The sequence below is a fragment of the Paenarthrobacter sp. NPDC018779 genome (assembly GCF_044391085.1).
In the GTDB taxonomy this organism is placed as follows: Bacteria; Actinomycetota; Actinomycetes; order Actinomycetales; family Micrococcaceae; genus Arthrobacter.
Genome location: NZ_JBIRZS010000009.1, coordinates 100,746 through 125,830 on the forward strand (window position 1 = coordinate 100,746; position 25,085 = coordinate 125,830).

Below are 25,085 nucleotides of genomic sequence, written 5' to 3' on the forward strand. Positions count from 1 at the left end.
GGTTCGTGGGAACGCCGCGCCGCGATTCGCCGCGTTCGTGGGAAGACTGCAGGTTCGCCGGAAGTTTCCCGGCGACAGCGCAGGCTTCCCACGAGTTGAGCGCTCCCGCCTGTTTCACCGCTCCGTTCCCTGAAGAGCCAGGGCAGATCCTGAGCACTTCTGTTCACTTCTGTTGAGGTGGGCCGCGGCTGATCGTAGGGTTGCTGAAAATTTCCGCCGCACCCAAGTAACTGGCACTTGTTGTTGTTCTCAGCGCTGGGAACAACCACTGCTGCCAGTCAGTTGGGTGTGTTTCTCGAAACGGAGCAGCTTTGAACACCCTTGGACACCACATGAGCCGCAGGACCCTCTTCCGCGCTGCAGGCGCAGCCGCCCTCGCCGGAGCCATGCTGGCCCAGGCCGGCCCCGCCCTGGCAGCATCGGCAGGGCTCAAGGAACTCATCGACCGCCGCAAGCTGGTCCTCACGGGCGCACGGAGCGCAGAAGGGGTTCCCGAACTGGCCACCCAGCTGGAGGGAATGGGGCAAACCGCAGGAAACTGGTGGAACTCCATGGACAAGGCCCCGGTCCGGACCTCCCTCTGGAACGACATCCCGTTGACCGGCATCGGCCAATCCGCTGCAGCCACTGGAAACCTGGGGCTGCACTTCAACAGGCTCTACGACATGGCCCTGGGGTACGCCGTGCCGGGTAACCCCTACGCCGGCAACGCGGAGCTCGCGGCGGACATCGTCGCCGGGCTCAAGCTGCTCAACGACACCGCCTACAACCCCGGCATCCGAGCCGCCGGTAACTGGTGGTTCTGGGAGATCGGGGTTCCGCGGAAGTCGGTGGACATCCTGACCCTGCTGTACGCCGAAGTCCCTGAATCCCTCAGGGCTTCCCTGCTCGCCGCAGTTCGTTGGTTCGCGCCGAACCCGAATTGGCGCGGGCGTGCTACATCCCTGGCGGAGACCGGAGCCAACCGGGTGGACAAGTCTTTGGCGTGCAGCATGCGGGGCATCCTGGACAACAACACGGATGAGGTCGCCTTGGGCAGGGATGCCTTGAGCGACACTGTACGCGGAGGAGCCAACAGTGTGTTCACCTACGTGACCAGCGGCGACGGTTTCTACACGGACGGCTCGTTCGTGCAGCACAGCTACCTGCCCTACGCGGGAACGTACGGTGTGGTTGCCTTGGCCGGCATTGCCGAAATCATCGCGATGCTGGGCGGCAGCACTTGGGCCATCAACGACCCCAAGCAATCAGTTCTCCTCGACGCCATTGAAGCCACGTACGCTCCGTTCGTGTGGGACGGCCGGATCATGGACACCGTGCGCGGGCGTGCCGTTTCCCGGCAGCGTGAGCCGGACTACGTGAGCGGCTTTGGCTTGATCTCCGCTGTCCTCTTGCTGGCCCCAGGCTGCGAAGAGCCCTACCGTTCGCGCTTCCTTGCCCTGGCGAAGGGGTGGTTGGAACGGTGCGCGGACCAGGAACTGGTAGGCCACCCCACGCAAAGCCTGGCGAAATCCCTGCTGTCCCTGTCGGTGTTGTCCGATGCCTCCGTGACGGCGGCCCCGGCTCCGGTCTATAGCCGCATGTTCGCGGACCAGGACAGGCTGGTGCACCACCGTCCCCAGTGGGGATGCACCGTCAACCTCTCTTCGAAGCGCATTGGCCGGTACGAATGGGGCAACAGCGAAAACAACCTGGGTTGGTACCAAGGTGATGGGATGACGTTCGTCTACACCAGGCAGGACCCGTCCCAGTTCAGCGCCGATTTCTGGCCCACGGTGGACCCCTATGGCTTGCCTGGCACCACGGTCAACGACCAAACAAGGGCCAGTGGTGCAGGAGGAGCAGGAACAGGCATTCCCCGCGCCTACCAAGCGTTCGCAGGTGGGCTCACAGTTGACGGCCGCTGGGGTGTCATCGGCATGGACCACCTCAACCACAACAAGACCCTCTCAGGCCGAAAGTCGTGGTTCTTCCTCGACGACGCCGTGGTGTGCCTGGGTTCGGCCATCACCGGCACGGGTGGCGCTTCGGTTCAGACCACCATCGAAAACCGCTCCTACGCCCAAGGCAAGGCGCCGGCATTGCGGACAGACTCACGGAAGCGTGCCATGGCACCCGGGGATGCGGCCGTGGTCCTGAAGCGCTCACTGCACATCGAGGGTCATGGTGGCTACGTCTTCCTTGACGCACCAGGAGTTACGGGAGGTCCGGAGGTGGCCGTGGTCCGCCGTACGGGCAGTTGGTATGACATCAACTCCGGAGCGGATACGGGCGGCAGCAAGGACAACGTCACACGGGACTACGTGACGCTGACGCACCGGCACGGCAAGGATCCCCTGGGGTCCGGCTACGCGTACATGATGCTGCCCGCCGCGACCCACGACGCCACGTTCTCCCAGTCTGCCAACCCGGACGTGACGGTGCTGGCCAACTCGGCGGAGGTCCAGATGATCCAGTGGGGCAAGGAAGGCTTGGTGCTGGCCAACTTCTTTGCGGCAATTGATGCGGCCGGTCATGCGGCATCCGGTCCATGTACGCTCGCCACACATCAAACAGGCGGCAAGCTCACCGTCTCGATTGCCGATCCGTCCCGGACGCAGGCCAGCGTCCGGATCACCGTACCCGGCGCGTGGAACACCTTGGTTCAGTCCGATGAGGGCGTCACGCTGGTTGGCAGCAACACCGTCGAGGTCCAGCTCGACGGTCATGGCCACCAGAAGAACCTGACGCTCGGCGCCTAGGCAAGCACCGCCGTCGAACTCGCCGGAAGCCTGCGAAACCGCCGGAAGGTTCCGTGCGAAATCGACGGTTTCCCGCGAAATCAGCGGTAACGAGGCAACGCTAAAAGAGGCGGGCCGGGGATTGAATCCCCGGCCCGCCTCTCGCAGTAAGACTTACGCGTGAGCCTTGATGGCCTTCGCGAGGACGTCGAGGCCGTCCAGCAGCAGTTCGTCGCTGATGACCAGCGGCGGGAGCAGGCGGATCACGTTGCCGTAGGTGCCACAGGTCAGGATGATGACGCCTTCCTGGAGGCAAGCGGCGGCCACAGCCTTGGTGAGTTCGGCGTTCGGCTCCTTGGAACCGGCATGGACCAGTTCGATGGCCAGCATGGCGCCACGGCCACGAACATCGCCGACCACGGAAACTTCGGAAGCCAGTTCGCGGAGCTTGCCCAGGGCGAGTTCTTCGATGTGGCGTGCGCGGCCGTTGAGGTCGTGCTGTTCCATGGTGTCGATCGCGGCGAGTGCTGCTGCACAGGCAACCGGGTTGCCACCATAGGTACCACCGAGGCCACCCGGGTGTACGGCGTCGAGAAGGTCGGCGCGGCCGGTGATCGCGGACAGCGGGAGGCCGCCGGCGATGCCCTTGGCCATGGTGATGATGTCCGGGACAACACCTTCGTGGTCGACAGCGAACCATTCGCCCGTGCGGCAGAAGCCGGACTGGACCTCGTCAGCAATGAAGACGATGCCCTTTTCCTTGGCCCAGGCGGACAGCGCCGGCAGGAAGCCTTCGGCCGGAACAATGAAGCCACCTTCGCCCTGGATGGGTTCGATGATGATCGCGGCAACCTGGTCGCCACCGATCTGCTTCTCGATCATGGTGATGGCGCGCTTGGCAGCCTCGGCACCCGTGATTTCCGGGTTCTCTTCACGGAACGGGTAGCTCATTGGCATGCGGTAGACCTCGGGCGCGAACGGGCCGAAGTTGGTCTTGTAGGGCATGGCCTTGGCGGTCAGTGCCATGGTCAGGTTGGTGCGGCCGTGGTAGGCGTGGTCAAAAGCAACCACGGCGTCGCGGCCGGTGGCCAGGCGGGCAACCTTGACGGCGTTCTCCACGGCTTCGGCGCCGGAGTTGAAGAGCACGGTGCGCTTGGCGTGGTCGCCCGGGGTGAGGCGGTTCAGCTGCTCGGCAACTGCGACGTAGCCCTCGTACGGGGTGACCATGAAGCAGGTGTGCGTGAAGTGCGCGGCCGCGTCCTGGACGGCGGCGACGACGGCGGGATCGGACGCGCCGACGCTGGTCACGGCGATGCCGGAGCCGAGGTCGATGAAGGAGTTGCCGTCGACGTCGCGGATGATGCCGCCGTCGGCGTCTTCAACGTAGACGGGGACGCCGGAAGCGACGCCGGCAGCGACGACGGCGGAGCGGCGCTCAGCCAGTGCCTGCGACTTGGGGCCGGGGAAGGCGCCGTTGATGTTGCGCTTCTGCTCGATGCGGTACGAGAGTTCGTTCGCGGTGGTGGTCATGGAGTTTCCTTCTTTACTGATGGGGGCCGCACTAGCCGGGGTCCTGGCCGGTGCGAAGCGAAGTGGTGAGCCGAAGGTGACTATGCGGCGGGGTTATGCATCCAACGCAGACATCACGTGCTTGATGCGCGTGTAGTCCTCGACGCCGTACATGGAGAGGTCCTTGCCGTAGCCGGACTGCTTGAAGCCGCCGTGGGGCATTTCGGCGGTGAGGAGGATGTGGGTGTTGATCCAGACGGCACCGAAGTCGAGGTCGCGGCTCATGCGCATGGCCGTGCCGTGGTCCGTGGTCCAGACGCTGGAAGCCAGGGCGTATTCGACGTCGTTGGCCAGCTCGAGCGCTTCGGCTTCGGTGGTGAACTTCTGGACGGTGATGACCGGGCCGAAGGTTTCCTTCTGCACGATGTCGTCACTCTGCTTGGCGCCGGTGATGATGGTGGGCTCGAAGAAGAAGCCCTTCTCGCCCGCACGGTGGCCACCGGTGACGATCTTGCAGTTCTCCGGCAGGTTCTCCACCACGGAGGTCACGGCGTTGAAGTGGTTCACGTTGTTGAGCGGGCCAAAGTAGTTGTCTTCGTCGTTCTGCGAACCGGTCTGCAGGGTCTTGGTGTGCTCCACCATGGCGGCCACTACGTCGTCGTGGACCGAGTCCTCGATGAGCACGCGGGTGATGGCGGTGCAGTCCTGGCCGGCGTTGAAGAAGGCGAACTCGGCGATGGCAGCGGCGCTCTTCTTGATGTCGGCGTCCTTGAAGACGATCGCGGGGGCCTTGCCGCCGAGTTCCAGGTGGGCGCGCTTGAGGCCCTTGGCTGCACCGCTGGCCACGGCGATGCCGGCGCGGACGGAGCCCGTGATGGACACCAGGCCGGGGACCTTGTGCTCCACCATGAGGGAGCCGGTCTCGCCGGTGCCCAGGACAACGTTGAGGACACCGGCAGGGAAGATCTCGCCGGCCAGGCGTGCCAGGACCAGGGTGGATTCCGGGGTGGTGTCCGAGGGCTTCAGGACGACGGTGTTGCCTGCGGCCAGGGCGGGGCCGATCTTCCAAATGGCCATGAGGAACGGGTAGTTCCACGGTGCCACCTGGGCCACGACGCCGATCGGTTCGCGGCGCACGTAAGAGGTGTGACCCTCGAAGTACTCACCGGCGGACTTGCCTTCCAGCAGGCGGGCGGCACCGGCGAAGAAGCGGAGCTGGTCAGCGCCGGCTGCGATTTCCTCGGAGGCGATGAGGGAGCGGACCTGGCCCGTGTTGCGGTGCTGTGCCTCAACCAGTTCGTCGCTGTTGGCCTCCACGGCGTCGGCGAGCTTGAGGAGCATGAGCTGGCGCTGGCCGGGGGTGACGTGCTTCCAGGTCTTGAAAGCCTCGCTGGCGGCGGCCATGGCAGCGTCAACATCTGCCTGCACCGAAATGGGCGACTTGGCGACGATCTCCCCGTTCGTGGGATTCACGACATCCAGGAGACCCGTACCTGACGGCGTGACGAATTCGCCGTTGATGAAGTTCTGCAAGGTTTGAACCACGGTGTGCAACCCTCTTTCGGTGTGTTGGCATGGGCTGGTTAGCTGATCAGAGCCTATGCCAGTGAGGTGCCCCACGGAATAGTCAGCTGCACACTCCCAGACCCGGCTCTTAGTGCGCTTGCCCAGTGCCGGGTTACCCTTGTATCCATGGCCATGTCCCTCGCTTCCCTCCTTGCTGTCCCCTCCCTGAAACTCCGGAAAACGGGCGCTGCGGAGACCACGTGGAACCAGGACATCAGCTGGGTTGCAGTGACCGAACTCGAAGATCCGCAACGCTTCCTCAGCGGCGGCGAACTGGTCCTCACCACCGGCCTGCGCCTCAAGAGCGCAGCGGACCAACGGCGCTTTGTCCGCCAGGTCCAGCGCGCGGGCGCCGTGGGCATCGGCTTCGGCATCGGGCTCACCCACGAGGCCGTTCCGGAACCCCTCATCGCCGAGGCCAACCGTTGGGGATTGCCACTGGTCGAGGTGCCGTACGCGATACCGTTCATCGCCATCGGCAAGCTCGTGGCCGAATCGCATTCCGCGGACCACTATTCAAACCTGGAACGCCTGCTCGCCGGGCACCAAATCCTGGCCCGCGCCCTCCTCACCGGCGGCGGACTGGCAGAACTACTGAAGCAGCTCGGCAGCATGCTGCGCACGGAAGTTGTGCTCACCCAGTTCAGCGCACAGCTCTACAACAGCGTGCCCGGGAAGCCGGCCCCCACCGCGGAAGGCTGGGCCTCCTATCCGATCCCCACCGGCCGCCGCGACGCCTGCACGCTCTGGTTGCGGCAGCCCTTCATCGACTCCGGCATAGTCAGCTACGCGCAGAACCTCATCAGCGTAGAGCTCAACAACATGGTCAAGCAGCGGCAGGCCCAGCGCGCCATGGCCGGCCAGGTGCTGGACGACGTCATCCATGGCACCCTGGAAACCATTGAGGCCGCCCGCCGTTTGGCCGGCGTGGGCATCAACAGCACCCGGAAGAACGTGGTACTGGTTGCCGAATCCACGGCCCACCACAAGCAACTGGTCAGCATCTCGCTGCCGCAGGCGCTGGAAGGTGGCGTGAGCGCCGTCGTCGGGAAGGACCTGGTTGCGGTGGTGGCGGACGACGGCAGTTCGGCCACCGCGCTGGCGAGAAGCCTCAGCGACCATCTGCAGGAGGCGGGAATCCATGCCGTGATCGGCATTGGCGGCGCCTACACCAAGCCGAACGGCCTGCGGTGGAGCTACTTCGAAGCACGCGACGCCGTGGCGCACGGCTTGCCGGTCAACGAGCCGGAGCGCCTGAGTTTGACGTCGTTGCTGCTGGCGAGCGAGGACGTTCCGCTGGCAGACATGGCCAGCGAGTCCCTCACTCCCCTGCGCAAATTCGACGCCGCCCATGGTGCCGAACTCGTGGCCACGCTGGAAAGCTACCTGAACCACAACGGTTCCGTGGCAGCCGTGGCCGAGGCCCTCACACTGCACCGGAACACGGTCCGCTACCGGCTGGCCCAAATCACCGAACTTACCGGGTACGACCCTTCCCAGACCCAGGACCGGGTGCAGCTGTGGCTGGCTTTGGCGGTCCAGAGACTCGGTTCGCGCAACCCCAGGTAAACGTACGACGGCGGCACTCCCGTTGGGAGCCGCACCGCACCTGCGTCCCACGCTGGAGAGATTCGCCACAGAAGTCTGGACATTAGACGTCAAACGTCTAACCTTTAAATATGGCGACGACTTCACTCACTACGACGACAGGAAACATCCCTACGATCTCCCCCGCCGGCACTGCCGCTGCTCCGGTAGCCAGCGCCCGCGCACCCAAGTCGCGCGTCGTCGCCGTCGTCGGCATTATTGCCGTGGTGCTCATCGGCCTCAATCTTCGTGCCGGCATCACCAGCGCAGCCGCCCTCTTCCATGAACTGCAGCAGTTCCTGGGCTATGGCGCACTGGTTGCCTCGATCCTGCCCTCCATTCCGCTGCTGTGCTTCGCCGTGGCCGGGCTGGGGACCTCGTGGCTGACCCGCCGGGTAGGCGTAGAGAAAGCCATCTTCATCGCTTTGGCGCTCTTGGCGGCAGGCCTGTTGGTCCGTGGTGTTCCCGCCACTGGCGCACTTCTGGGCGGCACGGTACTGGCGATGTCCGGGCTGGCTGTCTGCAACGTGGCCATGCCCTCGCTGATCCGCGAGCACTATTCCGAGCGCACCTCCATGATGACCGGGCTCTACACATTCACCATGTCCGGCGGCGCCACGTTCGCAGCAGCCGTCAGCGTTCCGCTGGCGCAGCAGCTGGGTTCGCCGTCCATGGGCTTGGCAGCCTGGGGACTCCTGGGCGTGGCCGCACTCCTGGGCTTCCTCCCCGTGGTCCTGCACAGCCACCGCAATGCCGCCAAGACTGAACGCCCCCGGGTGTCCATGTGGCCCCTGCTGCGCACCCGCTTGGGCATCCTCATCACCGCGATCTTCACGTTCCAGGCCTTCCTTGCCTACGCCGTGATGAGCTGGTTCGCCTACATCCTCACGTCACAGGGACTCAGCGCTTCCGAGAGTGGGCTGCAGTTCGGCGTGATGCAGCTGGTCTCCGTTGCTGCCGGCATGATCCTGCTGGCTTTCGGTTCCCGGCCCGGTATGCTGCGCCCCGCGTTGTACCTGGCCAGCAGCTCCACCTTGGTGGCCATCGGCACCATGCTGTGGTTGCCCACTTCGCTCGCCGTCATTCCGGCCGTCCTGTTCGGCTTCGGGCTGGGCATCTTCCCGCTGGTCCTGGTGATCATCAGCCGCAGCGGTGGCTCCACCGCCGAGACCACTGCGCTGTCCACCATCGCCCAATCACTGGGATACTTGATTGCGGCAATCGGCCCCTTCGGCATGGGGCTGCTCCACAGCGCCACCGGTGGCTGGGTGTTGCCGCTGAGCCTGCTGTCCATCGTGGCCGTGGCGCTCATGGTCACCTGCCACCTGCTCACCAGCAAGCGCACTGTATCCAAGACCCAACCGAGGACGGCATGACCCTTACCCCTTCGCATCGCCCGGTCCTGGCCGAGGAGATCACCGCCAAGCTGCGGGACATGATCAAGTCCGGTGAATGGCCGTTGCAGGAACGCATCCCGGCGGAGCCTGAACTCATGGCCACCTTGGGCGTTTCGCGGGGCACCTTGCGTGAAGCCATCAAGGCGCTGGCACACTCGGGCATGCTGGAAGTGCGCCGCGGGGACGGCACCTATGTCCGGGCCAACAGCGAAATCTCCGGTGCTGCCCAGCGCATGTACCAGGAGCACACGCAGGAACACATCGTCGAGGTTCGGCTAGGGTTGGACACCCAGGCAGCCCGTCTGGCCGTCAAGCACGCCACGGCCGAGGACATCGCCGAGATGCGCCGGCTCCTGGCACTCCGCCACGATGCCTGGCTCGCCGAGGACTACCCCACGTGGGCCGGCGCCGATTGGGAGTTCCACGAACGCGTAGCGCAGGCGTCCGGCAATCCCCTGCTCCACCAGCTGTACGTCTCCTTCGGCGGCGTGTTCCACAACGATCTCCTCCGCCAGCAGCGCGTGGACGGCTTCAACGGAATCCCCCGCGAGGGCCACGATGAGCTGGTGGACGCCCTTGAGGCACACGATCCCGAGGCGGCTGTTTCCAGCGTCTACCGGAACCTGGACTTCTGCGCGGACAAGAGCCCGGATCAGTCCTGAGCCTTACGCGGTGAGCCCACAGTCCCGTTGCCGCCCGGCAAAGGAACTGTGGGCTTTCGGCATCCTACCGAGCCAACTCGACCCCCGCGCCGGCCGCGTCCCGAAACCGGGCGTTGAGCAGCACCACCTCACGCCCGGCCCTGTCCAACAGGCTCGCGGCAACACTGGCCCGGTACCCTGTGGCGCAGTGGACCCAGATCCTGGTCCCGGCCAACTCAGTGATCCTCGTGAGGAGCTCATAAACAGGGATGTTCACGGCATCCTGCACATGGGAGGCGTTGAATTCCTCAGGCCTCCGAACATCCAGGACGATGTCCGCCGCTGTTCTTTCCCGCAGCAGCCGGCTCCAGTCTCCGTGAGGGTAGCTTCGCCGCCGAATACCTGGCGCCAGGGCACCCACCCAGCTCGCGCCCGGGCCAGCACCCGGCCCCGGATTGTCGGCCCCTTCTCCTACGAGCGCTTGGCTACCTATCGCGGGGGGATCGTCTACAGGCCCGACGGCGGCATCCGGGCTTTCGATGCCGATCCTCGCCAGGTCGCGGATCGCCTTACCGACTTCCTCGCGTGCGCCCAGGAGCGTCAAGGGCTGTTCCCAAGGAATCACCCAGCCCAGGTAGCTGGTGAAGTTGGACCCGTTGCCGTATTCGAAGGCCACACTGCCTTCCAGATGATCCTCTGCGAAAGCCACCCGGTGCCGGAGATCCACCACCCACTCACCGTCGTGCAAGCGCCGGGCAAGCTCAGACGGTTCCACGGATTCCGGAACAGCCAGGTCTGCGGCGGCAGGACCCGCAGCGTTGAGAGGGCTCATGTGTGCGTAGTAGGCAGGGTAGGCCGTGATGTTGGCCAGCAGCTCTGCCACGAAGTGGTCCTCGCTGGGGTCGGTCAGGGCATGGTTAGACGTTGACTGCTCCCCCATGGTGGAAGCATCCTGATGGCTTGCCGGGCCGATGGAACAGAAGGATCCGAATCCGTGCGTTGGATAGAGTGCGGCCGCCCCGGACGCAAAAGATACCAAGCGCCGGACCGACGAATACTGGGCGTGCGCCAACGCGGCGGTATCTTCCGGGGACACCAGGTCCGTCCGCCCCACCGAGCCGTAGAGCAAGCTGCCGCCGGAAAACACAGCCTCCGGGCCGCCGTCGTCCGCTACATCCCGCACCACGTACGCAAGGTGCGTGTGCGTGTGGCCCGGGGTGGCCACCACCCGCACGGACAGGCGTCCCACGGACAAGACATCGCCGTCCATCACCGGCGTCCGCGCAAACGAAACCCGGTCCGCGGCGTTGACCAGGTAGGAGGCGCCGTGTTTCTCCACGAGGACCAGGCCACCGGTGACGTAGTCGTTGTGCAGGTGGGTTTCCGCCACATGGGTGATGCGGACGCCCGCTTTAAAGGCGGCCGCTTCCACCCGGTCAATGTCCCGCTGGGGGTCGATCACCAGGGCAACAGAGCCGTCATGGACCAGGTAGCTGCGGTCGCCCAACTGGGGAGTCTCGATCACGACAACGTCCATACCCCAGATTAAAACAACGCGGGGTCACTTACAGCCCATCCGAAGGTCCGGAATGGGCTGTACGTGACCCCGCGTTGCGGTTAGACCTGTGCAGCTACACCGTCGCGGGAGATGCTCACCATTTCCTCGCGCGGAACAACCTTGATGCGCTCACGCTTGACCTCAACACCGTGCGACGTGCCGGCCTCGGTGGCCGCTGCGCCGAGGGCGAGTTCGTGGGCGTCGAGGGCCAGCCAGCCTTCCCAGCTGGTGAACTCCACGCCGCGGGAATCCAGGAGTTCCACCACGGCGTCCGCGGAGGGAACCTCGGCGAAAGGCAGGTTTTCGCGGTCCTCGAGCAGGTACGTGACGGTCTCGAGGGCGTCACCCTTGGTGTGGCCAATGAGGCCAACCGGACCACGCTTGATCCAGCCCGTTGCGTAGAGGCCCGGAACGTGCTGTCCGTCGGCGTCCAGGACACGGCCGCCGTCGTTGGTTACGACGCCCTTCTTGTGGTCGAACTCAACGTCCGGCAGGGCCGAACCGAAGTAGCCGATGGCGCGGTACACGGCCTGGACCGGGTAGTCGATGAATTCGCCGGTGCCGCGGGCGTTGCCCGTGCCGTCCAGCTCCGTGCGCTCGAACTTGATGCCGGCAACCTTGCCCGGGGTCTCCGGGGAATCGACGATCTCCACCGGGCTGTGCAGGAAGTGCAGGTGCAGGCGGCGGGAAGCCTTGAGCTCGGAGAGGTCCTCGGGCTGCTCGGCGATCCAGTTGGTGAGCGTGCCAACCATGGTCTTGACCTGGTTGTTGCTCTGGATGGCCTCGTCCGAGGCTTCGTCGAACTCGAAGTCCTCGGCGTAGAGGATGATGTCAACGTCCTTGGAGTGCGAGAGTTCGCGCAGTTCCAACGGGGTGAACTTCACCTGCGCCGGGCCGCGGCGGCCGAAGACGTGGACGTCGGTGACCGGCGAAGCCTTCAGCCCGGCGTAGACGTTGTCCGGGATTTCGGTGACCAGCAGGTCATCGGCGTGCTTGGAGAGGACACGGGCCACGTCCAGGGCCACGTTGCCGTTGCCGAGGACAGCGATTTCGGTGGCTTCCAGCGGCCATTCGCGGGAAACATCCGGGTGTCCGTCGAACCAGGAAACAAAGTCGGCACCGCCGAAGGAACCCTCAAACTCAATGCCCGGGATGTTCAGGTCCGCGTCCTTGATGGCGCCCGTTGCGAAGATGATGGCGTCGTAGTGCTTGCGCAGGTCCTCGATGGAGAGGTCCGTGCCGTAGTCCACGTTGCCGAAGAAACGGATGTCGCCGCGGTCCAGCACCTTGTGGAGGGCGTTGACGATGCCCTTGATGCGGGGGTGGTCCGGAGCAACACCGTAGCGGATCAGGCCGTACGGGGCCGGGTAGCGGTCAAAGAGGTCGATGCTGACGGTGAGTTCGCCGCTCTTTACGGCTTCGCTCTTGGTCAGGATGTCAGCTGCGTACACGCCGGCAGGGCCGGAGCCGATGACGGCGACGCGAAGCGGACGGTCCGCAGAACCTACGGGGGTGCTATTTGACACGGCTGTGTTCCTTCTTGTTCTCAGTCCTCCCAACTGAGTCGCAGTTGATGCCGTTTTGAGGGCTCAAAACGGCGTTAACTGCGACCTAGTTGGGTTGGGCGGGGCTAGTTGGTGCGGACGCGGGGACGGTTGGGGGTAATGGTGCTGTAGTCAGCGGTCTTGAAATGCTGGGGCGCGAAGGGGCTGACACGGACAACATCGCCAATGACAATCACCGCTGGATTGGCCACGCCGACGGCTTCCGCCTGGTCCGCGATGGTCTCCAAGGTGCCGATGGTGACGCGCTGTTCCGGCAAATACCCGTTTTCTACGATACCTACTGGAGTGTCCAAAGGCAGACCCGAGCCGGCCAGGGCGGCCGCAGACTCGCGCAATTGGGCCACTCCCATGAGCAACACCACAGTGTGGTCGGGACGCGCGGGAACTTCGGACAACTCTTCATGGCCGGTCACCACGCTGAAGCCTTTGGCCAGTCCGCGGTGGGTCACGGGGATGCCGGCCGCGGCCGGAACCGAGATTGCCGACGTCACGCCGGACACCACCTCAACCTCGACGCCGTTCTGCCGGCAGAATTCTGCTTCCTCGCCACCGCGGCCCAGGACGTAGGGGTCGCCGCCTTTGAGGCGGACCACGCGGTTGCCCTTGAGGGCTTCCTCCACGAGGAGGCGGTTGATCTCAAGCTGCGGGACGGGGTGGTGGCCGGGGGTCTTGCCGACCTCGATCACGCGGACATCGGGCGCCAGTTCTGCCAGCAACCCACGCGGTCCAAGACGGTCGGCAACCACGACGTCGGCCTGGCCCAGCAGGCGGCGACCGCGGACGGTGATGAGTCCCGAGTCACCCGGGCCACCGCCGATGAGGGCTACCGAACCGTTCGCTCCTGGCTTGCGGTGACGGCGCAGCGGGAGATCGCCGGTCTCCAGGGCTGTGGCGACGGCGTCACGAAGGGCCATCGCGCGGCGCGGATCTCCCCCGGCGTTGATGGCGATCTTGACGTCGTCCACCACGGCCACGGCAGGGGTCCAGGCGGCCGATGATTCATGGTCGGAGGCGTTGACGCACCAGATGCGCTGCGCCTCGGCGTCGTTCGCTACCTTGGTGTCCACAGCGGGTGTGCCGGTGGCAGTCTGGACGAACCAGACGCCGTCGAGGTCTTCCGTACGGTACTCGCGCGGTTCCCACGCCAGCAGGCCCGAATCGACCAGGCCGCGGAGTCTTTCGGAGGCAATGGGGGCGACCACCGTAACTTTCGCTCCGGCGTCGAGCAGTCCCTTGGCACGGCGAGCCGCGACGGGTCCGCCGCCCACCACCAGCACCGGGCGGCCAAGCAGCCGGAGTGCGGTGGGGTAAATGTCCTGAATTGCCATGAAAAAACTGTAGGGCTGGCGCGTAACATGCTTCAAAGGCCCGGACACAACCGGTAACGCTGGGTAATGCGGCGTCACAAAAGGAGCTTCCGCTACGGTGCCTCCAAGGCCGGACTCCAGCCAAACGCAGGGGCGACGTGCTTGGCAACATTCCCCAGGAGCTTGGCGTTGTACTCCACGCCCAACTGGTTCGGAACCGTGAGCAGCACGGTGTCCGCTGCCTGCACCGCCGCGTCCTGCGCGAGTTCCGCGGCAAGCTGGTCCGGTGAGCCGATGTAGCTCTTGCCGAAGCGGGACAGTGCACCGTCCAGGATCCCTACTTGGTCCTCCCGGTCGGCCTGCGCGCGAAGGCCGAAGTAGTGGTTGTCCTCCGCGTCCACGATCGGAATGACGCTGCGGCTTACGGAAACCCTCGGTTCGAAGTCGTGACCCGCAGCTGCCCAGGCATCCCTGAACATCTGGATCTGTTCGGCCTGCAGTTGGTCGAAGGGCACGCCGGTGTCCTCGGTGAGCAGTGTGGAGCTCATGAGGTTCATGCCTTGTTCGGCTGCCCACACCGCGGTCTTGCGGGTGCCTGCGCCCCACCAAATTCGTTGCGGAAGGCCGGGAGACTGCGGCTGGATGGGAAGCACCCCGCTAGCTCCACCGGCGTAGTGCGGGTCCGCCTGGGCCACGCCATGGCCTGCAATGGCCTTCCGGAACAGTGCAGTATGGCGGCGTGCCATGTCGCCACCGTCCTCACCCTCCGCGGGGACGTAGCCGAAATTGGAAGCGCCGTTCAGCGCCGGCTCGGGTGAACCACGGCTCACGCCGAGCTGCAACCTGCCGTCGCTGATCAGGTCGGTGGCCGCGGCTTCCTCCGCCATGTACAGCGGGTTTTCGTAGCGCATGTCGATCACGCCGGTGCCCATCTCGAGGCGACTGGTACGTGCTGCGATGGCACTCAGTAGCGGGAATGGCGAAGCCTGCTGCCGGGCAAAGTGGTGCACTCGGAAGAACGCGCCATCAATGCCCAGTTTCTCGGCCTCAACAGCGAGCTCGATTCCCTGTTTGAGGGCCTCCCCCGCCGTGGGAACCAGCGAGCCGGGGACGCGGGCCCAATGGCCGAAGGAAAGGAAGCCGATCCGTTTCTTGTGCATGTCCGGGACAACGCCGGGCCGTGCCCACTCATTCCGCGCAGGTCCGGTTTGTGCTGCGAACCACTCGGCGCCAGGACTACGAGCCGCCTCCCGTGTCCGCGCAGGCTGCCACCGCCGTCGTCGTACGCTAACGCCTAAGCAGCCCGGCGGTAGTGCATGGCCACCGCTCCGTTGCTGAGCGGCACCGCCTCGACCAGCTCGAGGCGTCGGGTGCCGGGCAGTCCGCCCTGGTAGAGGGTGGGGCCGTGGCCGGTGATCATGGGGTGGACCAGGAACTTGTACTCGTCGATCAGGTCAAGCCGGTCCAGCTCCGTGGCCAGCTTTCCGCTGCCGAGCAGCACCCCGTCCGGAGTGTTGTCCTTGAGTTCCTGGACGGCTGCCCGCAGTTCGCCGGTCAGGTGGTGGCTGTTGGTCCACGGAAAGTCGCTTCTTGTGGAAGACACCACATACTTCGGCTTCGTCTCCAACTTGTCGGCCCACTGCTTGAGGGCCGGCGGCGCGTCGACCTCCCCGCGGGCGACCAACGGCCAGTACGCTTCCATCATTTCGTAGGTGGTGCGGCCCCAGAGCATGGCCCCTCCCTGGTTCAGGAGGCGCGTGAAGTGGGCATGCGTCTCGTCGTCGGCGATGCCCTCACGATGGTCGACGCAGCCATCCAGCGTGACGTTGATGCTGAAAGTAAGGAGTCCCATCTGGCGATCCTAATTCAAACGCTCTCTCACCGAACACCCCTTTTGGCCCGACCCTCCTTCACTCACTGCGAGAGGATCGGCGGGAAAGGGGGTGTTCGGTGAGAGAGCGTCCGAAGGAAAAGCCCGACGGCGGGAGTCGCCGTCGGGCTTTGCGTCGCGTTTCGTAAGGGCTCGCGTTTCGAAAGGGCTGGTCGCGGTTCGAGAGGGCCTTGCGTCGCGGTTTGGAAGGGCTAGCGGGAGCTGCCCGCCAGCAGGCCTCGGCGCTGCAGGAGGCGCTTCTCGATCGGCCCGAACACGAGCAACTCGATCAGGATGCCCACAAAGAGGATGAGCAGGATCGCGGACATCACGATCGCCATGTCGGACAACGCCCGGCCTTGGTCAAGGAGTGAGCCAAGACCGAAGCCGATGGTGCCGCCCACTGCGATGATTTCCGCGGCCATGAGGGAACGCCACGAGAACGCCCAGCCCTGCTTCAAGCCGCCGATGTACCCGGGGAGGGCTGCCGGAAGGACAATCTGCAACGCCATCTGGACCCGGTTGGCACCCAGGACCGTGCCCACGCTCCGGTACTGCGGCGGGATCTGGTCGACGCCGGAAATGAGGCCGTTGATGATCGACGGGATGGCACCCATGAGCACCACGAAGTAAACGGTGGCATCCGTAAGCCCGAACCAAATAATGGCGGCCGGAACCCAGGCCACGGACGGGAGAACCTGCAGGCCGGATATCAACGGGCCGAAGGCACGCCGGAGCGGAGCAACCTGTGCCAGCAACAAGCCAACGGGGGTGGCAACAACAACCGAAATCAGGAAGCCCACCAAGCCACGCTGCAGAGACGTCCACACAGATTCCTGAACCTTGCCTTCACCCCACAGGACGCCCAGCTGGGTGAGAACATCAATCGGGCCGGGAACCTGGTCGCGGCGTTTGAGGCCCAGGGAAACATAGAACTGCCAAACGAGCACCAGGACCACCAGGGCTGCGATGGGCAAAAGGATGCGCTTCCAGTCAATGCCGGCCTTGCGCCGTGTGTCCGACTGGAGGTTGTCCAGGCCAGCCTCGAGGTCCCGCAGCTCCGACGGGTTGCCCTTGATGGAAGGCGAGGTGATGTGGTTGGAATCGCTCACGGGGAGGGTCCGCTCTTCGGTGGTCTGGTTACTTGGCATGGCGGCGGATCTCCTCGCGAAGTCGTCGGGTGATAACGCCGGTCAGCTCCCCTGCGCGGCCGGCGTCGGTGCGGTGTTCTTCGGTGACATCCCACTCAGCCACCACACGGCCGGGACGCGAGGAAAGCAGCAGCACGCGCTGGCCCAGGCGCACGGCCTCGCGCACGTTGTGGGTCACGAAGATGATGGTGCGGCCCGTTTCCTTCCAGATCCGCTCGAGTTCGTCGTGGAGGAGGTCCCGGGTGATGGCGTCGAGCGCCGCGAACGGCTCGTCCATGAGCAGCACCTGCCGGTCCTGGGCCAGCGAACGGGCCAGGGCCACGCGCTGGCGCATGCCGCCGGACAGTTCGTGCGGACGCTTGTCCCCGGCACCGCCGAGGTGCACGAGTTCCAGCAGTTCGGTTGCCCGCGCACGGCGGCTCGCCTTGCTGCTGGACTTGTCCGCCAATTGCAGCGCAAGTTCGATGTTGCCGCGCGCTGTCAGCCACGGGAACAGGGCCGAGTCCTGGAACATGAAGGCCGCGCCGTCGCTGGGCACTTCCAGGGCGCCCGACGTCGGGTGCTCCAGTCCCGCAATGATGTTCAGCAGGGTGGACTTGCCGCAGCCGGACGCACCGAGGAGGGCAACGAACTCGCCCTGCCCGATGGTGGCGTTGACGTCGTCCAGGACGGGGGCGCCGTCACCGAAGCGTTTGCCCAAGTTCTCCAGTACGACTGGCATGGTCCCGTCCTTCGTTTGTTGTTCGTGAAGCTGGTACTGCGTGAGCCGCGGCCGGATGGGCCCGGTTGCGGCCAAGGCCGGTCCGCATCCGGATGGAAGCGGACCAGCCTGTGTAGTGCTTAGTCCTGGCCGAGTCCGGCGGCGGAGGTCTTCTTGCCTTCCACCTCGTTCAGCGCGCGGAGGTCGAAGATGCCGTTGATGTCGGCGGTCTTGGTGGTGCCTGCGTCCACGCCGTCCTGGAGCAGCTTCTTGTAGGTCCCGGCCAGCGGGTCGGTGGTGAACTTGATGTTCTGCAACGCCCGGTCGATCACATTGGCCGGGAGCGGCTTGCCCGCGGTGTCCTTCAACACTGCGTTGATGGTGGATGCCTTCTCCTCAGCCGAGGCCGAGTTCAACCAGTTCACCGACTCAACATGGCCCTTCAACAACGCCTTGACCGTCTCCGGGTGCTCGACGGCGAACTTCTTGTTCACGATCAGGATGGTGGTGGTGAAATCACCCTTCTCCCACAAGTCCTTCTCATCCACCAAGACCTTCGCCCCGGCCTCCAGCACCAAACGCGAGGCCCACGGCTCAGGCAACCACGCGCCGTCGAGCTTTCCGTCCTGGAACAACTTCAACGTCTGGGCGTTCTCGGTGGGGTTGATGGTCACATCACCGCTGCCATCAGGATTGGTCTTGTACCCCTGGTGACCCAACCAGGCCCTCAGCGCAACATCCTGGGTGCCACCTAGCTGCGGGGACGCCACAACCTTGCCCTTAAGGTCAGCTGCGGAATTGATCTCCGGCTTGACCACCAACTGGGCACCACCGGCCGCCGCGCCGGCGATGATGCTGATCGACTCCCCGTTGCTCTTGACGAACGAATTGATCGCCGGGTTCGGACCAATGTACGTGGCATCGATCGCACCGGCGTTCAGGGCCTCGATCGCTGCCGGGCCGGCGTTGAACACCTGGGTGCTGAGCTTGGTGCTGCCGAGCTCCTTGGCAATGAACCCCTTGCTGGTACCCACCAACGCCGGGCCGTGGGTGACGTTGCTGAAGTAACCAAGCTTCAGCTCAGCCGCCGGCGACGTGGTAACGGCCGGGGCTGCCTGGTTGTTGTTCGAAACAACGGAAGCTACAGCTGCGCCGGCACCGATCAGCAGGACCAGACCGACGGCCAGTCCGATCTCCAGGACGCGGCGGCGTTTGGGCTTGTTCGACTCACCCGCAACGATGCGGATGGTGCCTGGATCAGGCTTCTGTGACTCGGGAGTGTTTGCCATGGGAGGTCCTTAGGAAGCTTTGGGGATGTGAAGCGGGGCGAAGATCGGGCCCCTAACATCGCCCATCGAAGGCAAGGAAGGACCGTTCCAGGGAGGTCATGAATTCACAGTAGGGACTGTCATATTTCGCTTCAATCCCGGAGAAATCGGGGTTCATGAAGGTTCATGTGGCGTCATATTCGCCGCCAGGGCTTCAATATCCCGCGGATTCGTGCGGCAGCAACCTCCCAGCAAACGGGCTCCCAACGCCCGCCAGTCCTCCACATGCCCCGCCAAAGTTCCCACATGCCCGGAACCCTCCGAAGGTTTCCACGTCTTCGTCACGGCATCGTAGGTTTCACCCGAATTCGGGTATGCCACCAGCGGTGCGTCGGTGACGTTCCGGAGGGTTCCCAACGCCGGAGTCACAAGTTCCAGCGGCACGCAGTTAAGCCCGACGGCGGCAACGCGCGGTTCCGTGCGCAGCAGCGCAGCCACGTCCGCGAGGGGCGTCCCGTCACTGATGTGGCCGCTGTCCCGGAGCGTAAACGTAAACCAGCTTTCGACGTCGAACTCCGCCACGAGCGCCAGCAGCGCCTCGGCTTCGGCGAACGATGGCAACGTCTCGCAGGCAAGGAAGTCCACTCCGGCCTCCACGAGCGCGGCGATGCGTGGGCGGTGGAAACCCCGGAATTCCACGGAAGAAAGCGTGTAATCGCCGCGGTACTCGGAGCCGTCGGCAAGGTAGGCGCCGTACGGACCCACCGATCCTGCCACCAAGAGGGAGCGGGCACCGGGGTTGGCCGCGAGGTACTCCTGCCGGGCTTCGTCAGCCAGCCTGACGCTCCGGGCCACGAGCTCCAACGATTCCTCCACGGAAAGGCCGCGCCGCGCGAAGCCCGCCGGCGTGGCCTGGTAGCTGGCCGTGATGGCCACGGAGGCACCGGCGTCGAAATAGTCCCGATGGACCTGCTTGATCAGGTGAGGCTGTTCCAGCAGGACCTTGGCAGACCACAACGGATCGTCAAGGTCGCAGCCGTGGACTTCGAGTTCGGTGGCCAGGGCGCCGTCCAGGACCAGGTCCGTGCCTGCGTCAAGGAGGGTGCTCAAGGTGGTGTTCCGGGGCATGGTGCCTTTCCAAAAAAGAAACCGCGGCCTGTTCGGATATCCCGCCGTTGATGGCCGGGACCAGCGAACAAGCCGCGGTTCTGTGTCTTTGCGTGTCCTTAGATGACGTAACGTTCGTCTTCGTGGTCGCCCGGGTGGTCCTTGACCAGGCCGGCAGCAAGGGTGTTGCCGTCGATCGGGTCGATCACCAGGAACGCACCCGTGCGGCGGTGGCGCAGGTAGTTCTCCAAGGGCAGCGCAGCGGCGAGGCGAAGCTGGGCGTTTCCGATGTCGTTGAGCTCCAGGCTCGACGCCGGCTCGGACTTGAAGGTGGCGAGGTCCAGCTTGCCGGACACGCTGCGGACCAAGGCCTGGACCGTGCGGGTGCCGTGCTTCACCAGGACCTTCTGGCCTTCACGAAGGGGCTTGGGCGAGAGCCAGCACAGCGAGGCGTAGAGGTCCGCGGAAGCTTCGCGCACGGTGCCTGCTGCAGCGATCGTGTCGCCACGGGCAATGTCCAGCTCGTCGGCCAAACGGACAGCCACGGACTGCGGGGCAGCTGCTTCTTCAAGCGAGCGGCCAGCAAAGTCGATGCCCACCACCGTGGTGTTGCGCGGTTCGTGTCCCGGAGTCAGTACTGTGACCTCGTCGCCAACCTTGACCGAGCCTTCGGTGATCTGGCCGGCGTATGCGCGGTAATCGCGGTAGGCCTCAACATCCAGGCCACCGGCTACGGCGTCCGGAGCCAAGGCACCTTGGGGGCGGATCACCAGCTGGACCGGGAAGCGGAAGCTTTCCAGTTCGGCTTCGAGCTCATCGGCGGCCGGAAGGGTTTCGAGGACCTCCAGCAGGGCAGGGCCGGTGTACCAGGGAGTGCGCTCCGAGCGGTCCACCACGTTGTCGCCGTCGAGTGCGGAGACGGGAACCACCAGGAGGTCGGCAACACCATCCGAGCCAAGGCCGAGCTCACGGGCAACCTTCTGCACGTCCGCTTCGATGTCGCGGAACACCTGCTCGCTGAAGTCCACCAGGTCGATCTTGTTCACGGCCACGATCACGTGGGCCACGCGCAGCAACTGCAGCACGGACAAGTGGCGGCGGGTCTGCTCAAGGACACCCTTGCGGGCGTCGATGAGTACGACGACGGCATCCGCAGTGGACGCGCCCGTCACCGTGTTCTTGGTGTACTGAACGTGGCCGGGGCAGTCCGCCAGGATGAAGCTGCGGCGGTCCGTCGCGAAGTAGCGGTAGGCAACGTCGATGGTGATGCCCTGCTCGCGCTCGGCACGCAGGCCGTCGGTCAGGAGGGCCAGGTCAATGCCGCCCTTGTCGCCGCCGAAGCCACGGTCCGCGGAGGTGCGGGCCACGGCGTCGAGCTGGTCGGCAAGGATCGCCTTCGAGTCGTGAAGGAGGCGGCCAACAAGAGTGGACTTGCCGTCGTCCACCGATCCGGCGGTAGCGAAACGGAACAGCGTGGACGGAAGCGGCGCAGACTCGAGGCCGGCTTCCAGGAAGGTGGTTTCGGTGCTCATTTAGAAGTAGCCGTCCTTCTTGCGGTCTTCCATGGCTGCCTCGGAGATGCGGTCATCTGCGCGGGTGGCGCCACGTTCGGTCAGGGTGGAGGCAGCGACTTCGACGACGACGTCGGCCACGGTGTACGCGTCGGATTCGACGGCACCGGTGCAGGACATGTCGCCAACCGTGCGGTAGCGGACCGTCTTGGTGATGACGTCCTCGTGCGGCAGCGGCTGGGAGACCTCGCCTACTGCGCGCCACATGCCGTCGCGGGCAAAGACCTCGCGCTGGTGGGCGTAGTACAGGCTGGGGAGCTCAATGTTCTCGCGCTCGATGTAGCGCCAGATGTCCAGCTCGGTCCAGTTGCTGATGGGGAAGGCGCGAACGTGCTGGCCAACCGTGTGGCGGCCGTTGTAGAGGTTCCACAGCTCGGGACGCTGGTTGCGCGGATCCCACTGGCCGAATTCGTCGCGGAGGCTCAGGATGCGCTCCTTGGCACGGGCCTTGTCCTCGTCGCGGCGGCCGCCACCGAAAACGGCGTCGAACTTGTTCTTCTGGATCGCATCCAGCAGCGGAACCGTCTGAAGCGGGTTGCGGGTGCCATCGGCCCGCTCGGCGAGTTCGCCGCGGTCGATGAATTCCTGCACCGAGCCGACAACGAGCTTCAAGCCCAGGCGCTCAACCGTGCGGTCGCGGAAGTCCAGGACCTCCGGGAAGTTGTGGCCGGTATCCACGTGGAGCACCGGGAAGGGAACCTTGCCCGGCCAGAAAGCCTTGGTGGCCAGGTGCAGCATCACCACAGAGTCCTTGCCGCCGGAGAACAGCAGCGCAGGCTTCTCGAACTCGGCAACAACCTCGCGGATGATGTGGATGGCCTCGGACTCGAGGGTGTCCAGTGAGCTGAGGCGTGACGAGGCGCCGTCAGCCGCCCCCGCCCCTTCGCCGCGCGGCTGATCTTCGATCAGCCCAGCGCGCGGCTCCGACAGGCCCGATGCCACTCCCTGGGCGGCAGACGGCGTCTCGATGTCGCTCTCCAGCACGGCCAACTCCAGTTCCTCGTTTGTTGTTTGAGTGCTCATGTGTGTAGTCCGCATTCTGTCTTGTCGGTACCTGACCAGCGGCCGGCTCGGGGGTCTTCTCCCGGGGCCACTTTGCGGGTGCAGGGCTGGCATCCGATGGACGGGTAGCCCTGGCTCAGGAGGGGGTTGACGGGGAGGATGTTGTCCTCGGAGTACTCCACCAACTGGTCGAAGGACCAGTCCACCATGGGGTTCACCTTGACCAGGCCGAAGCCTTCATCCCACGTGACCACGGGGGTGTTGGTACGGGTGGGGCCTTCGTCGCGCCGGACGCCGGTGAACCACACCTCGTAGCCACCCAGCGAACGCCGGAGCGGTGCCACCTTGCGGAGCGCGCAGCACTGGCCGGGATCGCGGGCGAAAAGGTCCTTGCCCAGCAGGGTGTCCTGTTCTTCCACCGTGTGCTCGGGAAGGACGTCCACCACGTTGACCCGCAGGTTTGCCGCAACCTCGTCGCGGGTCTGGTAGGTCTCCTTGAAGTGGTAGCCCGTCTCCAGGAACAAAACGTCGACGCCGGGAATCTGGTCCGCGACCAGGGCCGGCAGGACTGCGTCTGCCATGGAGCAGGCCACCGTGATGGCGGGCAGCTCGAAGTTCCGTGCCACCCACGCGATCACCTCGGCAGCCGGCGCGTTCCAGTCGAGCTCGGCGGCGCCGGCTTCGGCCAGTGCCTTGAGCTCTTCGTTGGACCGCTTGGTAATCACTGTCACTGGAGCTCTCCTTCATCTGCGGAGTGTGCCCACTCAGCGAAGGTCTGGCCCTCGGCGCCAACCTCGACGAACTTGCGGACAACGCGCTCCACGTAGTCGGGCAGGTTTTCGACCGTGACCTTGAGGCCGCGGACCGTACGTCCCAAACCGGCTTCTTCGCGCTCGTTGTTGGCCAGCCCGCCGCCGAGGTGGACCTGGAAACCCGGGGTGGGGTCGCCGTCGGGCGTTGGCAGCATCATGCCCTTGAGGCCGATGTCAGCAGTCTGGATGCGGGCGCAGGAGTTCGGGCAGCCGTTGATGTGGAGGGACAGTGCCTGGGGCAGCTGCTTGGTCTCCACGAGGTCGGCCAGCCGGCGTTCCAGTTCGGCGATGGCCGTTGCAGCGGTGACCTTGGTTTCAACAATGGCCAGCTTGCAGAATTCGATGCCGGTGCAGGCAATGGTGCCGCGGCGGAACACGGACGGACGGGCGGAGAGGCCCAGGGTGTCCAGTTCGGCGATGAGCGGCTCCACTTGGTCCTTCTCGACATCCAGGATGACGAGCTTCTGGTGCGGCGTGGTGCGCAGGCGGTAGGTGCCGTGCTGTTCCAAGGTATTGGCCAGCTTCACGAGGGCCTCACCGGACGTGCGGCCCACGGTGGGGGTAACGCCGATGAAGAACTTGCCGTCCTTCTGCTCGTGCACGCCAATGTGGTCGCCCGGCGAGGTGGGCTTCGGAGCGGCCGGGCCGTCCGGGAGCTTGAAGCCGAGGTATTCGTCCTCGAGGATCTGGCGGAACTTGGCCGGACCCCAGTCGTTCATGAGGAACTTCAGGCGGGCCTTGGTGCGCATGCGGCGGTAACCGTAGTCGCGGAAGATGCTGGTGACGCCGAGCCATACTTCAGCGGCAACATCGGCGGAGACGAACACGCCAAGTCGCTCAGCCAGTCGCGGGTTCGTGGAGAGGCCACCGCCGACCCAGAGGTCGTAGCCGGCACCGAGCTCGGGGTGGACAACGCCTACCAGTGCGAAGTCGTTGATCTCGTGCACCACGTCCTGGGACGGGTGGCCCGTGATGGCCGTCTTGTACTTGCGGGGCAGGTTGGCCAGCTCTGGGTCGCCGATGAAGCGCTCCGACAATTCGTGGATCAAGGGCGTGGGATCGATGATCTCGTCCTTAGCAATGCCCGCAACCGGGGAGCCCAGGATGACGCGGGGAACGTCGCCGCAAGCCTCGGTGGTGGAAAGATCCACAGCTTCCAGGCGGCGCCAGATTTCCGGGACGTCCTCAACGCGGATCCAGTGGAGCTGGATGTTCTGGCGGTCCGTCAGGTCGGCGGAGCCACGGGCAAAGTCCACGGAGATCTGGCCGATCACGCGCAGCTGCTCGGTGGTCAGCGCACCGCCGTCGATGCGGACGCGGAGCATGAAGTACTTGTCCTCAAGCTCGTGCGGTTCGAGCGTCGCAGTCTTGCCGCCGTCGATCCCGGGCTTGCGCTGCGTGTAAAGGCCCCACCAACGGAACCGGCCGTGCAGGTCCGTACCGTCGATCGAGTCGAAGCCTTCCTTGGAGTAGACAGACTCAATGCGCTCACGGACGTTCAGCCCGTTGTCTTCCTGCTTCCAGGTTTCGTTGGCATTGAGGGGCGTGGTGCCGTCAACCTTCCACTGACCGTGGGGCTTGGCGGCCGGGCGGGTGCGTGCGGGACGCTTCGAGACTTCGGTGTCCGCGGGCGCACCGGCTACAGCTGTTTCTGTCATATATCGAGGGTAGGTGTGGCCAGATTTCGCCAGCAAAGGTCCGGAAATGTTGAGTCACCTAAGGAAACACTTCGTCATGAACAGTCCTGGGGCCTT

At 65.0% G+C, this 25,085-nt stretch carries 19 protein-coding genes; 4 read left to right on the forward strand and 15 right to left on the reverse strand.

The window, feature by feature from the left end:
* Positions 1-332: 332 nt before the first annotated feature.
* On the forward strand, positions 333-2,741 hold the full coding sequence (locus ACH488_RS11910; protein WP_397324396.1) for a polysaccharide lyase 8 family protein: 2,409 nt from the start codon (positions 333-335) through the stop codon (positions 2,739-2,741).
* Between the two features lie 153 nt (positions 2,742-2,894).
* Here ACH488_RS11910 and gabT read toward each other — a convergent pair whose 3' ends face one another.
* Complete coding sequence (gene gabT / locus ACH488_RS11915) at positions 2,895-4,250, reverse strand: 4-aminobutyrate--2-oxoglutarate transaminase (RefSeq protein ID WP_397324398.1); 1,356 nt, start codon at positions 4,248-4,250, stop codon at positions 2,895-2,897.
* 93 nt (positions 4,251-4,343) lie between these two features.
* Entirely contained in the window at positions 4,344-5,774 is a 1,431-nt protein-coding gene (locus tag ACH488_RS11920; protein ID WP_397324399.1) for an aminobutyraldehyde dehydrogenase, read from the reverse strand.
* A 147-nt stretch (positions 5,775-5,921) separates the two neighbouring features.
* On the opposite strand from ACH488_RS11920, the gene ACH488_RS11925 reads away from it, so the two are divergent.
* The 3 genes from ACH488_RS11925 to ACH488_RS11935 all read left to right on the forward strand — a co-directional run bounded on the left by ACH488_RS11925 (position 5,922) and on the right by ACH488_RS11935 (position 9,441).
* A complete protein-coding gene (locus ACH488_RS11925) occupies positions 5,922-7,364 on the forward strand; it encodes a PucR family transcriptional regulator (RefSeq protein ID WP_397324401.1) in 1,443 nt (480 codons plus the stop codon).
* A 110-nt stretch (positions 7,365-7,474) separates the two neighbouring features.
* On the forward strand, positions 7,475-8,758 hold the full coding sequence (locus ACH488_RS11930) for an MFS transporter (protein WP_397324403.1): 1,284 nt from the start codon (positions 7,475-7,477) through the stop codon (positions 8,756-8,758).
* A complete protein-coding gene (locus ACH488_RS11935) occupies positions 8,755-9,441 on the forward strand; it encodes a FadR/GntR family transcriptional regulator (RefSeq protein ID WP_397324405.1) in 687 nt (228 codons plus the stop codon). Before ACH488_RS11930 ends, ACH488_RS11935 begins: the two co-directional genes overlap by 4 nt.
* Before the next feature lie 64 nt (positions 9,442-9,505).
* On the opposite strand, the gene ACH488_RS11940 is transcribed toward ACH488_RS11935, so the two are convergent.
* The 13 genes from ACH488_RS11940 to ACH488_RS12000 all read right to left on the reverse strand — a co-directional run bounded on the left by ACH488_RS11940 (position 9,506) and on the right by ACH488_RS12000 (position 24,989).
* Positions 9,506-10,957, reverse strand: coding sequence for a rhodanese-like domain-containing protein (locus ACH488_RS11940; RefSeq protein WP_397324406.1), 1,452 nt, complete (start codon positions 10,955-10,957; stop codon positions 9,506-9,508).
* Positions 10,958-11,037: 80 nt separating this feature from the next.
* Positions 11,038-12,504 carry an FAD-dependent oxidoreductase gene (locus ACH488_RS11945; protein WP_397324407.1) on the reverse strand — a complete coding sequence of 489 codons (1,467 nt, stop codon included), beginning with the start codon at positions 12,502-12,504 and terminating at the stop codon, positions 11,038-11,040.
* A gap of 104 nt (positions 12,505-12,608) precedes the next feature.
* Positions 12,609-13,871, reverse strand: coding sequence for a uroporphyrinogen-III C-methyltransferase (gene cobA / locus ACH488_RS11950; RefSeq protein WP_397324409.1), 1,263 nt, complete (start codon positions 13,869-13,871; stop codon positions 12,609-12,611).
* 92 nt (positions 13,872-13,963) lie between these two features.
* Positions 13,964-15,010 (reverse strand): LLM class flavin-dependent oxidoreductase, encoded by a 1,047-nt coding sequence (locus ACH488_RS11955; RefSeq protein WP_397324410.1) that lies wholly within the window; start codon positions 15,008-15,010, stop codon positions 13,964-13,966.
* A gap of 134 nt (positions 15,011-15,144) precedes the next feature.
* Complete coding sequence (locus ACH488_RS11960) at positions 15,145-15,702, reverse strand: dihydrofolate reductase family protein (RefSeq protein ID WP_397324412.1); 558 nt, start codon at positions 15,700-15,702, stop codon at positions 15,145-15,147.
* Between the two features lie 230 nt (positions 15,703-15,932).
* Entirely contained in the window at positions 15,933-16,871 is a 939-nt protein-coding gene (locus tag ACH488_RS11965) for an ABC transporter permease (protein WP_397324414.1), read from the reverse strand.
* A complete protein-coding gene (locus tag ACH488_RS11970) occupies positions 16,861-17,592 on the reverse strand; it encodes an ABC transporter ATP-binding protein (protein ID WP_397324415.1) in 732 nt (243 codons plus the stop codon). Before ACH488_RS11970 ends, ACH488_RS11965 begins: the two co-directional genes overlap by 11 nt.
* Before the next feature lie 119 nt (positions 17,593-17,711).
* Positions 17,712-18,860, reverse strand: coding sequence for an ABC transporter substrate-binding protein (locus ACH488_RS11975; protein WP_397324416.1), 1,149 nt, complete (start codon positions 18,858-18,860; stop codon positions 17,712-17,714).
* A 153-nt stretch (positions 18,861-19,013) separates the two neighbouring features.
* Positions 19,014-19,967, reverse strand: a complete 954-nt coding sequence (mmuM, locus tag ACH488_RS11980) for a homocysteine S-methyltransferase (RefSeq protein ID WP_397324418.1) — start codon at positions 19,965-19,967, stop codon at positions 19,014-19,016.
* A 98-nt stretch (positions 19,968-20,065) separates the two neighbouring features.
* Positions 20,066-21,478, reverse strand: a complete 1,413-nt coding sequence (locus ACH488_RS11985) for a sulfate adenylyltransferase subunit 1 (protein WP_397324419.1) — start codon at positions 21,476-21,478, stop codon at positions 20,066-20,068.
* Positions 21,479-22,540 (reverse strand): sulfate adenylyltransferase subunit CysD, encoded by a 1,062-nt coding sequence (gene cysD / locus ACH488_RS11990; protein ID WP_397324421.1) that lies wholly within the window; start codon positions 22,538-22,540, stop codon positions 21,479-21,481.
* The gene (locus tag ACH488_RS11995) at positions 22,537-23,250 is read right to left on the reverse strand and encodes a phosphoadenylyl-sulfate reductase (RefSeq protein WP_397324422.1); all 714 of its coding nucleotides are present in this window, start codon (positions 23,248-23,250) and stop codon (positions 22,537-22,539) included. Before ACH488_RS11995 ends, cysD begins: the two co-directional genes overlap by 4 nt.
* Positions 23,247-24,989: a nitrite/sulfite reductase gene (locus tag ACH488_RS12000; protein ID WP_397324424.1), complete on the reverse strand. Its 1,743-nt coding sequence runs from the start codon at positions 24,987-24,989 to the stop codon at positions 23,247-23,249. The genes ACH488_RS11995 and ACH488_RS12000 overlap by 4 nt, the downstream gene beginning before the upstream one ends.
* Between the last annotated feature and the right edge of the window lie 96 nt (positions 24,990-25,085).